The sequence below is a fragment of the Mesorhizobium sp. L-2-11 genome, from assembly GCF_016756595.1.
GTDB lineage: Bacteria > Pseudomonadota > Alphaproteobacteria > Rhizobiales > Rhizobiaceae > Mesorhizobium.
The window spans coordinates 1,821,903-1,834,482 of the sequence record NZ_AP023257.1; the positions used below are offsets into that span (position 1 = coordinate 1,821,903).

11 protein-coding genes are annotated in these 12,580 nt (G+C 62.7%); all 11 read left to right on the forward strand.

Translation table 11 applies throughout. The annotated features are described in order from the left end of the window. The first annotated feature begins 3 nt into the window (after positions 1 to 3). The 11 genes from JG739_RS08800 (at position 4) to JG739_RS08850 (ending at position 12,437) form a co-directional block, all read left to right on the forward strand. Positions 4 to 2,409 (forward strand): circularly permuted type 2 ATP-grasp protein, encoded by a 2,406-nt coding sequence (locus JG739_RS08800; protein ID WP_202366125.1) that lies wholly within the window; start codon positions 4 to 6, stop codon positions 2,407 to 2,409. 41 nt (positions 2,410 to 2,450) lie between these two features. Further along, on the forward strand, positions 2,451 to 3,335 hold the full coding sequence (locus JG739_RS08805) for a transglutaminase family protein (protein WP_202366126.1): 885 nt from the start codon (positions 2,451 to 2,453) through the stop codon (positions 3,333 to 3,335). A 160-nt stretch (positions 3,336 to 3,495) separates the two neighbouring features. Beyond that, a complete protein-coding gene (locus JG739_RS08810) occupies positions 3,496 to 4,602 on the forward strand; it encodes a DNA topoisomerase IB (protein WP_202366127.1) in 1,107 nt (368 codons plus the stop codon). Between the two features lie 150 nt (positions 4,603 to 4,752). Beyond that, positions 4,753 to 5,088 carry a hypothetical protein gene (locus JG739_RS08815; protein ID WP_202366128.1) on the forward strand — a complete coding sequence of 112 codons (336 nt, stop codon included), beginning with the start codon at positions 4,753 to 4,755 and terminating at the stop codon, positions 5,086 to 5,088. Position 5,089: 1 nt separating this feature from the next. Next, on the forward strand, positions 5,090 to 5,662 hold the full coding sequence (locus JG739_RS08820; protein WP_202366129.1) for a type II toxin-antitoxin system VapC family toxin: 573 nt from the start codon (positions 5,090 to 5,092) through the stop codon (positions 5,660 to 5,662). Positions 5,663 to 5,815: 153 nt separating this feature from the next. Then, positions 5,816 to 6,190 (forward strand): YciI family protein, encoded by a 375-nt coding sequence (locus JG739_RS08825; RefSeq protein ID WP_192358717.1) that lies wholly within the window; start codon positions 5,816 to 5,818, stop codon positions 6,188 to 6,190. Continuing rightward, positions 6,187 to 7,458 (forward strand): RNA polymerase sigma factor, encoded by a 1,272-nt coding sequence (locus JG739_RS08830; RefSeq protein WP_202366130.1) that lies wholly within the window; start codon positions 6,187 to 6,189, stop codon positions 7,456 to 7,458. The genes JG739_RS08825 and JG739_RS08830 overlap by 4 nt, the downstream gene beginning before the upstream one ends. 180 nt (positions 7,459 to 7,638) lie before the next feature. Next, positions 7,639 to 9,150, forward strand: a complete 1,512-nt coding sequence (gene amaB / locus JG739_RS08835; protein WP_202366131.1) for an L-piperidine-6-carboxylate dehydrogenase — start codon at positions 7,639 to 7,641, stop codon at positions 9,148 to 9,150. 463 nt (positions 9,151 to 9,613) lie between these two features. Then, complete coding sequence (locus JG739_RS08840; protein WP_202366132.1) at positions 9,614 to 10,729, forward strand: AI-2E family transporter; 1,116 nt, start codon at positions 9,614 to 9,616, stop codon at positions 10,727 to 10,729. A 287-nt stretch (positions 10,730 to 11,016) separates the two neighbouring features. Then, complete coding sequence (locus JG739_RS08845; RefSeq protein ID WP_202366133.1) at positions 11,017 to 11,793, forward strand: sulfite exporter TauE/SafE family protein; 777 nt, start codon at positions 11,017 to 11,019, stop codon at positions 11,791 to 11,793. A 134-nt stretch (positions 11,794 to 11,927) separates the two neighbouring features. After that, positions 11,928 to 12,437 carry a superoxide dismutase family protein gene (locus JG739_RS08850; RefSeq protein ID WP_202366134.1) on the forward strand — a complete coding sequence of 170 codons (510 nt, stop codon included), beginning with the start codon at positions 11,928 to 11,930 and terminating at the stop codon, positions 12,435 to 12,437. The last annotated feature ends 143 nt before the right edge of the window (positions 12,438 to 12,580 follow it).

The window sequence follows — 12,580 nt, forward strand, 5'->3', positions numbered from 1 at the left end:
GCCATGGCAAAGGGGAATAACCAGGAAATAATCGGCAGGCCGCATAATTTGCTGGAGCACTACCAGCCGATCGACGGCGTCGTCGACGAGATGGTCGATGCATCAGGCAATCCCCGTCCGGTCTGGAAGGACTTCATCGAGGCGCTGGAAGATCTGGGGCCTGAAAAGCTCGCCCAGCGTTTTGCTCGCGCCGACCAGTATCTGCGCGACGCCGGCGTCTACTACCGTCTCTACGATCAGGCCGGCGCCAATGAGCGCGAATGGCCGCTGGCGCATGTGCCTGTCCTGATAGAGGAGCAGGAATGGGCCGCGATCAGTGCCGGCCTGGTTCAGCGGGCCGAACTGTTCGAGGAGACGATTGCCGATATCTACGGGGCGAACCACCTGGTCGAGAAAGGCATCCTGCCGGCAGGGCTGATCGCGGCCAGCCCGGAATATTTGCGCCCCGTCGTCGGCACCAGGCCGGCCAGCGGCCATTTCCTGCATTTCTGCGCGTTCGAGCTCGGCCGTGGACCGGATGGCCGCTGGTGGGTGCTGGGTGACCGCACGCAGGCGCCGTCGGGCGCCGGCTTTGCGCTGGAAAATCGCGTCGCCACCACGCGTGCGTTGTCCGACATTTATGGCGAGATGCACGTGCACCGCCTTGCCGGCTTCTTCCGTCGCTTTCGCGACGCGCTGAACGGCATGGCCAAGGCATCAGGCGGCCGTGTCGCCATCCTGACGCCGGGGCCACTCAACGAAACCTATTACGAGCATGCCTATATCGCCCGCTATCTCGGCATCATGCTGCTCGAAGGCGAGGATCTGACCGTGTCCGGCGGTAGATTGATGGTGCGCACGGTTTCCGGGCTGGCGCCGGTCAGCGTGCTGTGGCGGCGGCTCGACGCCGCCTTCGCCGATCCGCTGGAGCTGCGGCCGGATTCGCAGATCGGCACGCCAGGGCTGGTCGAGGCGATCCGCCGGGGAGCCGTGTCAGCCGTTAACGCGCTCGGCTCCGGGCTGATGGAAACGCGGGCGCTGTTCGCCTTCCTGCCAAAAATTTCGCGCGAATTGCGCAATGAGGAGCTTCTCTTGCCGAGCGTCGCGACATGGTGGTGTGGCCGGGACGCCGACCGTGACCATGTGCTGGCCAACCTCGACCGCATGGTGATCGGTCCGGCGTTGTCGACGCGGCTTGCCTTCGAGGATGACGATTGCACCAGGCTGGGCTCGGCGCTGGTTGCCGGGGAACGGGCCGAACTGATAGCCCGGATCGAACGGGACGGCGGCGCCTTCGTCGGACAGGAAGCGGTAACGCTTTCGACCACGCCAGTCTATGTCGGCGGTCGGCTTGAGCCGCGTCCGGCAGCCCTGCGCGTCTATCTGGCGCGAACGCCGGAAGGCTGGACGGTGATGCCCGGCGGCTTTGCCCGTGTCGGCTTTTCGCTCGATCCGACGGCAATCGCCATGCAGCGCGGCGGCCAGGCTGCGGATGTATGGGTGGTCAGCGACAGGCCGGTGGAGCGCGAGACGCTGCTGCCGCAGGAGCACGACAGTTTTATCCGCACCTCGCCAGGCAGCCTGCCCAGCCGCGCGGCGGAAAACCTGACATGGCTCGGCCGCTATATCGAGCGATCGGAAGACACTGTGCGCATCCTGCGCGCCTATCACGTGCGGCTGGCCGAGGCCTCCGACCCGGACATGCCCTTGCTTGCCGATATCAGAGACCATCTTGAACCGTTCGGCATCGACGTCGCGGCGGCGATCCCGCCGGGGTTGATCGCAACGCTGGACAGCGCCGTTTACAGCGCCGGGCAGATCCGCGACCGCTTCTCGCCCGACGGCTGGCTGGCGCTGAACGATCTGTCGAAGACCATTCATCAATTTGCGACAACGGTCGCGCCGGGCGATGACGCGACGCGGGCGATGACGGTCATCCTGCGCAAGCTCGCCGGGTTTTCCGGCCTGCTGCATGAGAACATGTATCGCTTCACCGGCTGGCGCTTCCTGGAGATCGGCCGGCGGTTGGAACGCGGCATCCAGATCGCCCGCACGCTTGCCCGGCTGACCGGGGCTGCGGCGCCCGAAGGCGCGCTCGACATGATGCTGGAGATCGGCGACAGCGTGATGACCCACCGGCGCCAGTATCCGGTGCAGGCCGGCAGGCGCACGGTGATCGACCTCCTGGTGCTCGATCCGCTCAACCCGCGCTCCATCCTGTTCCAGCTCGAGCGGCTGAAGGCCGAAATCGCGCTGTTGCCGTCTATCGGCGGCGAGGGGCATATGTCGCAGGCGGCGAAAGAGATACTGCAGCTCAATACGGCAATAGCCATCAAGGAGCCCGCGGACATGACGGCGCAGGCCCTGGACGATCTCGCCAGCGAGATCGGCGGCCTCTATAACAGCCTCGCCAAGGCTTATTTCGGGTAAGGCCTACTTCGGCTAAGGACGGGTTCCGGATAAAGGCTGGCATGCTCTACGACATCAGGCTCAATCTGCGTTACGACTATGATGCTGCAGCCGGCGGCGGCCGCCATCAGGTGCGTGTGCTGCCGCCGACGATATCGGGCGTGCAGCGCGTGATCGCCGCTTCGCTGTCCTTCGCGCCGGCGCCGAGCGAACGCTCCGACTTTTCCGATTTCTTCGGCAACAATGTCACGTCGATCGCCTTTCGCGATGCTCATGATGCGCTCGACATCAGGATGAGCGCGCGCGTCGCCGTCTCGCGGCCGGAACCCGGGCTTGACGTGTCGCCCGACATTCGCCGTCTGCGGGAGCAACTCGAAGTGGTGCGGTCGCTGTCGCCTGATACGCCGCATCACTTTCTGGCCGCCAGCGACCATGCCGGCGTCGATGCTGATATCACGTTGTATGCGCGGAACAGTGCCGGCGGTTCCGTCGTCGGTACCGCCATGGACCTGTGCAACCGCATTCATCGCGATTTCACCTACGATGGCGAGGCGACCACGGTGCAGACCCGGGCGAGCGATGCTTTCAGCCTGAAGCGGGGCGTCTGCCAGGATTTTTCGCACATCATGATCGCCGGCTTGCGCGGCCTGGGTATCCCCGCCGGCTATGTCAGCGGCTTCCTGCGCACCATTCCGCCGCGCGGAAAACCGCGATTGGAAGGGGCCGACGCCATGCATGCCTGGGTCAAGGTGTGGTGCGGGCGCGACACCGGATGGCAGGAATTCGATCCGACCAACGGCATGCGGGCAAGCAACGACCACATCACCGTCGGCCACGGCCGCGACTATTCGGATGTAGCGCCGATCGTCGGCGTCCTTAAGACGACGGGCGGACAGGTCGGCGAGCAGGCTGTCGACGTCATTCCGGTCGTGCTGGAAAAGGCTTGACGGCAAGCGAGGCCGCAATCGACTTGCAGGCGCCGAAGGTAGACAGAGAAGACGGCCCGTCGAACGCACATGCGGTGCGCTGACATCATTCTGAACGCCATTCGCGGAACCAGCAGCCGTTCCTGCGCTTATCTACGGGAAAATTTCTCGTGGAGAGGACATGCTGGACAAATCCGGGTCGTCGTCTGGCCGATCGGCTGCCAACGAGGTTGCACCAAAAAACGGGGCGCCGAAGAATGGCGGAGAGGCCTCGGCCGAACGAGCCTCGCTCACCTATGTCACCGATATCGAGCCCGGTATCCGCCGTTTCAGGACCGGCAAGGGATTTTCATACAAAGGACCTGGCGGGCAGGGCGTCGACGAGAACACCATGGCCCGCATCAAGGCGCTCGCCATTCCGCCGGCGTGGACGGATGTGTGGATTTCGCCCGTTGCCGACGGTCACATCCAAGCGACCGGCCGAGACCAGCGCGGACGCAAGCAATATCGCTATCATCCGCAATGGGCCGAGGAGCGCGACGGCGTCAAATATTCGAGCCTGGTTGCCTTTGCAGAGAGCCTGCCTGAGCTGCGACGCCAGATCGACGCCGATCTGCGCCGTCACGGCCTGCCGCTGGAACGGGTTGTCGCCGCTGTGGTCTGGCTGCTCGACAACACAATGATTCGCGTCGGCAATGCCGCCTACGCCCGCGACAACAACAGCTTTGGGCTGACCACGCTGCGCGACCGTCATGTCGACATCACTGGCTCGAGCCTGCGTTTCGCTTTCAAGGGCAAGTCCGGCAAGGAATGGAAGCTGAAGCTCGTCGACCGCCGGATCGCCAGGATCGTGCGCGGGGCGCAGGATCTGCCGGGCCAGAAGCTGTTCCAGTATCTCGACGAGGATGGAAGCAGGCGACCGATCCGCTCCGACGACGTCAACCGCTACATCAGGGAGAACGCAGGGGACGATTTCAGCTCCAAGCATTTCCGAACCTGGGGCGGCACCATCCATGCTGCGTCGCTGTTTGCGCAAACCGAACGACCCGAAAGCCAGGCACAACAGAAGCGGGTGATGAACGGCGTCATCGACAAGGTGGCCGAGCGGCTGGGCAACACGCGCGCCATCTGCCGCAGCTGTTATATCCACCCACAGGTTTTCGAAGCCTGGTCCGAAGGACGGCTGCTCAGTGAAATGGCGGATGTGAACAAGCGAAAGCGATCGATAGCCGGCCTTGATGACGAAGAAGCCGTCGTTCTGAGATGGCTGAAGGCGCAGGAAAGCTGAACCGAACAGAGCAGCCACAGGCTTTCATCGCGATAATCGGTAGCAAAAAGCGCGCCTGGACATGTTCCGGTAGCGGCATTGAAAAAATCATCCCTCCTGCTATGTTGTCCAAAATCGATTTTTGTTAAACAAAGAACGTGAGGCACCCTGATGGCGAAGACAGCTGTGCGTCGCGGCCTCGCCGTGGGCAAGCGGACGAGAACGCTTCCCAAAGCGGCTGCGAAAATGCAGATGCGTCGCCTAGCCAGAATTGATGCCGTCCTGCAGAGGGCGGAAGAATCCGGCCTGCGCGCTGAGAAGAACGGCAGGATTGCGGGACGCGTGAGTGCTGACCTGATTAAGAAGGCTAAGGCTCGAACCGGATTGACGTCTGATACCGAGCTGGTCGAATTTGCGCTGGCAAATGTAGCCTTGGAAGACAATTTCGCCGAGACCTTCAGGAAAACACGGGGAACGGTGGATCCGACGCTGAAGCTCGGATTCTGAATTGGCCGATTTCGACTTCGGTGCGGCCGTCAGATGGTCGCGATTTGACCCCCAGAAAACTTTAAGCCGCCGGCCCGACGAGGAGCTGCCGATCGTCGGTAACCTTGTCGAGGCGGGACAGGAATTGCTGCTGGATACCTGTGTTTACCTCGACGGTTTGCAAGGCCGAACGCCAGAAGCAGTTGCCGACCTCCTCGACGTCAGGCAGGTCAATCATTCCACCGTAGCCATCCAGGAGCTAATGCACACGGTTGGCGCCCTTAAGCCGAAGCACCCAGGCAGCGCCGAAGCTATCAAGCAGATCGGGACCATGATCAAGGATATGCCGCCGCATCGGGTTTTTGCACCAGATCCCGATGTACTGGGCCGAGCCGCACTCCTCTCAGGGATGCTGTGCCGCCTGCAAGGCTACAAGAATGATTCCAGGCTGCGGGCACTTCAGGATTGCGTGCTGTTCCTGCAGGCCCAGAAATTGGGATGTACCGTTCTAACGGGCAACATCAGCGACTTCGATTATTTGCTGCAGCTGATCCCGACAGGCCGGGTCTTGATGTATCGGCCAATCCAAATGTAGCTGCAATGCGCCCCGGAAGGCTGGGCGCGTCCGGCGCGTGGCGGGTGCCATCGAATGGCGCTTCATTGGGCTGGCAGGACGCGATTTTTTTATCGACGTTGTGTCGGGATCGGTCCTACAGTTTCGTCCTTTGACAGAGAAAAGGACGCACCCATGCTCTACGCAATCCTCTGCTATGCCTCCGAAGACGTCGTCTGCTCGTGGAGCAAGGAACAGGACGATGCCGTCATGGAAAAACTCCTCGGCGTGCAGGAAAAATACGCTCAGGCCGGCCGGCTTGGCCCGGTGGCGCGGCTGCTGCCGACGACCGCTGCGACAACCCTGAGAAAGGTCAAGGGCGAAGCGGTCGTCATCGATGGCCCGTTTGCCGAGACGAAGGAACAGTTCCTCGGCTTTTACACGCTCGAATGCGCCGATCTCGACGAGGCAGTCGACTTTGCGCGCGAGCTTTCCGAGGTCAACCCGAGCGGCGGCTCCTACGAAATACGGCCGGTTTCGCTCTTCAATCCCGCCAGGATTCCCGCATGACCGATCTCACCTGGATCAGCACGGCGATCAGCACCGCCCGCCCACAGGCGATGGGCGCGCTGCTGCGCTACTTCCGCGACCTCGATGCGGCGGAAGAAGCTTTCCAGGACGCGTGCCTGCGAGCTCTGAAGAACTGGCCGGCAAACGGCCCGCCGCGCGATCCGGCAGCCTGGCTGATCTTCGTTGGCCGCAACAGCGGCATCGACGCGGTGCGCAAGCGTGCCAAGCAGGCGCCGCTGCCGGAAGAGCACCAGATTTCCGATCTGGAAGATGCCGAGACCGATATCGCCGAACGGCTGGACGGCGCGCACTACCGCGACGACATATTGCGGCTGCTGTTCATCTGCTGTTATCCCGACCTGCCGGCGACGCAGCAGATCGCCGTGGCGTTGCGCATCGTTTCAGGCCTGAGCGTCAAGCAGATCGCCCGCGCCTTTCTCGTCGGTGAAAGCGCTATGGAGCAGCGCATCACCCGTGCCAAGGCGCGCATCGCCGATGCCGGCGTGCCGTTCGAGACGCCCGGCGCGGTCGAGCGCTCCGAACGGCTCGCCGCGGTCGCCGCCATGGTCTACCTGATCTTCAACGAAGGCTATTCGACCAACAGCGGCGAGGCACCGGCCCGCGCGCCGCTCTGCGAAGAGGCGATCCGGCTGGCCCGGCTGCTGCTCAGGCTGTTCCAGACCGAGCCGGAGATCATGGGCCTGACGGCGCTGTTGCTGCTTCAGCATGCGCGAGCGCCGGCGCGTTTCGACGAGAACGGCGAAATCGTGCTGCTCGAAGACCAGGACCGCAGCCTGTGGAGCCGCAAGATGATCGACGAGGGGCTGGCGCTGGTCGACAAAGCGCTGCGCCACCACAAGCCCGGTCCCTACCAGGTGCAAGCGGCGATCGCCGCCCTGCATGCGCGCGCGGAACGGCCCGAGGACACGGACTGGAACGAGATCGAGCTGCTCTACAGCCTGCTCGAGCAGATGCAGCCGTCGCCGGTGGTGACGCTCAATCGCGCCGTCGCGGTCGCCAAGGTGCGCGGGCCGGAAGCCGCGCTTGCCATGATCGAGCCGTTGGAGCAAAGGCTTGCCGGCTATTTTCACTTCTTTGGCCTCAAGGGTGGCCTGCTGATGCAGCTCGGTCGTGGCGAGGAGGCGCGCATCGCCTTCGACCGCGCCATTGCGCTTGCCAACACGGCCGCCGAGGCCGCCCATATCCGCATGCATATCGACCGGCTGATGAAGGAAGGCGCCGTGCGGGGTGCGCAGGCAGCGCGCTGAGACGACTCGCTGGTTCAACGGTCTGGCTTTGGCTTAGACCATGCCGGGGTGGCGATTTTTCCCTGAAACGAGTAATGCCACGCCATGACAGCGCCTGATGTGCCGATCGGCGCAGGGACGGCATGGCACAAGGCTTTGACCGACGCCATATGAGAGCGACGGAATCTGAAGGGAAAGAAAATGACGATTGCGAAGGAAACAGCCGGGCTGCTGGCGAAACTGGGCGTTGCCGAGGCTGCGCTTTCGGGCGGCGATCTCATCGTGCGCAGTCCGGTGACGGGTGAGCAGATCGCCGCGCTGAAGACGATCGCGCCGGCCGCTGCGGCAGAAACCATCGACAGGGCGCACAAAGCCTTCCAGACGTGGCGGCTGGTGCCGGCGCCGAAGCGCGGCGAGTTGGTGCGGCTGCTTGGCGAGGAACTGCGCGCGCATAAGGCCGAGCTTGGCCGGCTGGTGTCGATCGAGGTCGGCAAGATCCCCTCCGAAGGGCTCGGCGAAGTGCAGGAGATGATCGACATCTGCGATTTCGCCGTCGGCCTCTCCCGGCAATTGTACGGCCTGACCATCGCCACCGAGCGGCCCGGCCATCGCATGATGGAAACCTGGCACCCGCTGGGTGTCGTCGGGGTGATTTCGGCCTTCAACTTCCCGGTCGCGGTGTGGTCGTGGAACGCCGCGCTGGCGCTGGTTTGCGGCGACGCGGTGGTGTGGAAGCCGTCGGAAAAGACACCGCTGACGGCGCTCGCCTGCGAGGCGATCTTCAAGCGTGCGGCAGAACGTTTCGGCGATGCTCCGGAAGACTTGATTTCGGTGCTGATCGGCGATCGCGCCGTCGGCGAAATCCTGGTCGATCATCCTGATGTGCCGCTGGTTTCGGCCACCGGCTCGACCCGCATGGGCAGGGATGTCGGTCCGCGGCTGGCGAAGCGCTTTGCCCGCGCCGTGCTGGAGCTCGGCGGCAACAATGCCGGCATCGTGTGCCCGACGGCCGATCTCGACATGGCCCTGCGCGCCATCGCCTTCGGCGCCATGGGCACGGCCGGCCAGCGCTGCACGACGCTGCGGCGCCTGTTCGTGCATGAGAGCATCTATGATGCCCTGATTCCACGCCTGAAGAAGGCCTATGAAAGCGTCTCGGTCGGCAATCCGCTGGAGACATCAGCGCTGGTCGGGCCGTTGATCGACAAGGCAGCCTTCGACAGCATGCAGAATGCGTTGAAGGAAGCCGCCGCTCACGGCGGCAAGGTGACCGGCGGCACGCGGGTCGAGAATGGCCATCCCGGCGCCTATTACGTTCGTCCGGCGCTGGTCGAGATGCCCAAGCAGGTCTCGCCGGTGACGGAAGAGACCTTCGCGCCGATCCTCTACGTGATGAAATACTCGGACTTCGACGCCGTGCTCGACGAGCACAATGCAGTCGGAGCGGGGCTGTCGTCATCGATCTTCACCCGCGACCTGCAGGAATCCGAGCGCTTCCTCGGCGTCGACGGGTCCGACTGCGGTATCGCCAACGTCAACATAGGCACATCGGGGGCCGAGATCGGCGGCGCCTTCGGCGGCGAGAAGGAGACCGGCGGCGGCCGCGAGTCGGGTTCCGATGCCTGGAAGGCTTACATGCGGCGCGCCACCAACACGGTGAACTATTCCAAGGCGCTGCCGCTCGCCCAAGGCGTGTCTTTCGACATCGATTGAGAAAGCCAGGGCTCCTTTCGTGGCGGCACCCATGAGCCCACTTGGCTCTATGGAGCGGTTGATGTGGCCCACCCCATGTCGTTGAAACGTCATCCGTGCCAACCCATATCTGTATTGCGTCGGATGTTTTCCTCCCATTGCGTCCGGCGCGTTCCCCTCTGGAGGTTTTGAACCTTCATGCCTGGCCGGACTTTAACAGTCCGGCCTTTTTTCTTTTTGGCCCTGTGAAGCTGCGCTGCCGCGAGCGAGCTGTAGAACCGCCCGTAGGTCTGATCATCCACGACCGGCAGGACTTGGTGCTGGCAGCGTGGACGGGCGCCCAATCGGCATAACCCAGCCAATGACCGAGAAATGGCCATTCTCGTCACACTCGACAGCGGCTTGGCACTAGGGGTGCGGCAACGGAAGCTGCCATTTTGTCAGGAAATCCACTAGGCTCGGTTGGTTTGCGAGACGGCGAGAGATGCCCGACCTGAAACAGATGCCCGATATGAAGCAAATGAGATTGCTCGGCATCGTGACCGCGACGGCGATCGGCCTCTATGTCTGCTATCTCCTGGCATTGCCTTTTTTGCCCGCACTGACCTGGGCGGTGGTGTTGGCAATCATTCTGTATCCGGCTCATCGACAGGTCGAGGAAAGGCTCAGGAACAAAAACCTGGCTGCACTGATATCGGTGAGCGTCGCGGCGGTGGCGGTCGGCCTGCCGCTCATCTTCGTGGCCCAGCAGCTTGTTCGCGAGACGGTAAACGGCGCCACCTATATGGAGGAGGTTATCCGGGGCTGGAACACAGATGCCTTCATGTCGGGCTATCCCAGGCTTTCGGCGGTTGCCCAGTGGATCGAGAACCAAATCGATCCGGCCGGCACGGTCGCCGCATTCGTTCAATGGCTGACGGCACAAAGCACATCGCTGTTGCGCGGCTCGATCAATCAGGCCGTGATGTTCGTGCTGACATTCTATCTGCTGTTCTATTTTCTGCGGGATCGTGAATCCGCCCTGCGCGGGATCGAGCGTCTTTCGCCCCTGCGTACCGCGGAGACGGCATACACGCTGTCCCGCCTTGCCGAGACGGTACATGCGATCCTGATAGGCACGGTGCTTGTCGCCGCTGTGCAGGGGACGCTGGGCGGCCTGATTTTCTGGTGGCTCGGCCTGCCCACTCCGGTGTTCTGGGGCCTGGCAATGGGACTTCTTGCCATCGTGCCGGTGCTCGGCGCATTCCTGATCTGGGTGCCGGCAGCGATCTATCTCGCGCTGGAGGGGGCTTGGGCGAGCGCGGCGATCCTGACCGTCTGGGGCGGCGTGGTTGTCGCCGGCATCGACAATCTGCTCTATCCGATACTTGTCGGGAACCGGCTGCGGCTCCACACAGTGGTGGCCTTTGTCGGTGCTGTCGGTGGCATCGTCCTGTTCGGAGCATCCGGTCTCGTCCTCGGCCCGGCGGTGATTGCGGTCACCGTCAGCCTCATTGACATCCTCAAGCAACGACTGAGCGACCAGCCCGAGGCGGCACTGACGCCAAAGCGCGACACAAAGCCATCACGTCAGTCGAGAGCCGCGCCTGGTCGTGAATAAGCACCGCTACGCGCCGCCAGTTCGATTCTAGACCTAAAGACGTGGAAGGCCGTATCGCTCGCGAAAGCTGCGCTTACCCCAAAACCTCAGGTCAGGGGAGGTGGTCGCAGTGCTATTCGATCGCAGCGGGTGGGGAGAAAGGCGTCGATCGGGTGGACAGTTTCCCGTTCGTCGTCCCATTATCGATGCCAGGCGTTTGGTGAGTTGTGGAAGCGTGAAGATTGCATGCGTTATCGGCAGCGGGTTGCTCTTTCGTCGAGTATGTCAGCGCCTTTTTGGAGAGCCAAATGCAGGAATTCCTTCTTTTTGTGGTCGTCGGGTTTTTAGCTCAGGCTGTGGACGGCGCTCTCGGCATGGCCTACGGCGTGATTTGCTCGACAACACTGCTGGGGTTCGGCGTGTCTCCTGCGCACGCTTCGGCTTCAGTTCACGCAGCTGAGCTATTTACCACGGCGGCCTCGGGTTCGGCTCACCTCTATCACCGCAATATCGACTGGAAGCTTTTCTGGCGGCTGATGCCGTTTGGCGTGCTCGGCGGCGTTCTCGGCGCTTATGTGCTCACCTCGTTTGAGGGGGCCATCATGAAGCCTTATGTGACCACATATCTTGCGCTCGTCGGTGCTTGGCTCCTGTTCCGTTCCTTCCGACGGATCCCAAGCAAGCCGGTCCCTGCAGCCGCGGTACCTCCGCTTGGACTTGGTGGTGGATTTCTCGATGCCGCAGGGGGTGGCGGATGGGGACCCATCGTGACGACGGGCCTTCTCGGTTTTGGCGGGACGCCCCGCTACGTGATTGGTACGGTCAATGCCACCGAGTTCCTTACCACCTTGTCGGTGTCTCTGACCTTCCTGTTTGCGTTGTTGACGGGCCATTGGGCGGAGGCAGGAGCGCTGGCAGAAAATCTGATCGCCGTTGCCGGCTTGGTCCTTGGCGGGGTGATCGCGGCGCCGATGGCCGGATTTATGGTGAAGTCGATCGCAGAAAAGACGCTTCTCAGGCTCGTTGGCATTCTCATCATACTGCTGGCGGGCTGGCAAACCGCGCAACTCTTCGAACTGGTATGAGCTGAAGACACATCGAAAAAGTTGTCGGCGTCGATTTCCTGGCGGCTGTGCCGGAGACAAAAACTCAATTCCCTAATGGAACGAAGGGGCCCCGTTGTTGTTTGGGTGCCTTGGACAACCGGAGGCCCAAGTCGATGAGAAAATTGGTTGCAACAACAGGGTTGGCGCTGGCGGTCGCGATGCCTGCGGCGGCTCAGGACGCCGCGACGGCGAAAGCCGAATTCGTCAACTTGGCTGGCGAGAAGAATGGAACGGCCACGCTGACCGAGACGGCGCAGGGTGTGCTGATTGAGTTGGAGGTGACGGGACTGCCGGCGGGCGAATTGGTTGCGTTCCATGTCCATGAGACCGGAAAGTGCGATCATCAGACCGGCCATGACTCGGCCGGTGGACACTTCAATCCGACGAACGCCGAACATGGATATCTCACCGGGAAAGGCCCGCACGCGGGCGATATGCCAAATCAGCGGGTCGGCGCCGACGGCGTTTTGCGTGTCCAGGTTTTCAACAGCATGGTCAAGCTGGATGGCGGAGAAACGGCGATACGAGGCAAGGCATTGATGATCCACGGTGGGCAGGACGACTACAAAAGTCAGCCTGCCGGTGATGCCGGAAAACGTCAGGCCTGTGCCGTGATCGAGTGAGAAACCCCAAGGGCGCAGCCGACATATCGTCTGACCGGCGCTACGGCGCGGCGGCCAGGCAGATGGTCGGAGCCTCTGGCATGAGGATAAGCCAGACGGCAAGCTCGTGCGCCTGCAGAGGAACTGACGACGCAGCCATTGCG

Excerpts from the sequence above, each read along its gene's own strand:
- JG739_RS08850 (WP_202366134.1), top strand. The coding sequence starts at position 11,928 with ATGAGAAAATTGGTTGCAACAACAGGGTTGGCGCTGGCGGTCGCGATG.
- JG739_RS08840 (WP_202366132.1), top strand. The coding sequence starts at position 9,614 with ATGCCCGACCTGAAACAGATGCCCGATATGAAGCAAATGAGATTGCTC.
- amaB (WP_202366131.1), top strand. The coding sequence starts at position 7,639 with ATGACGATTGCGAAGGAAACAGCCGGGCTGCTGGCGAAACTGGGCGTT.
- JG739_RS08825 (WP_192358717.1), top strand. The coding sequence starts at position 5,816 with ATGCTCTACGCAATCCTCTGCTATGCCTCCGAAGACGTCGTCTGCTCG.
- JG739_RS08845 (WP_202366133.1), top strand. The coding sequence starts at position 11,017 with ATGCAGGAATTCCTTCTTTTTGTGGTCGTCGGGTTTTTAGCTCAGGCT.
- JG739_RS08800 (WP_202366125.1), top strand. The coding sequence starts at position 4 with ATGGCAAAGGGGAATAACCAGGAAATAATCGGCAGGCCGCATAATTTG.
- JG739_RS08830 (WP_202366130.1), top strand. The coding sequence starts at position 6,187 with ATGACCGATCTCACCTGGATCAGCACGGCGATCAGCACCGCCCGCCCA.
- JG739_RS08815 (WP_202366128.1), top strand. The coding sequence starts at position 4,753 with ATGGCGAAGACAGCTGTGCGTCGCGGCCTCGCCGTGGGCAAGCGGACG.
- JG739_RS08810 (WP_202366127.1), top strand. The coding sequence starts at position 3,496 with ATGCTGGACAAATCCGGGTCGTCGTCTGGCCGATCGGCTGCCAACGAG.
- JG739_RS08805 (WP_202366126.1), top strand. The coding sequence starts at position 2,451 with ATGCTCTACGACATCAGGCTCAATCTGCGTTACGACTATGATGCTGCA.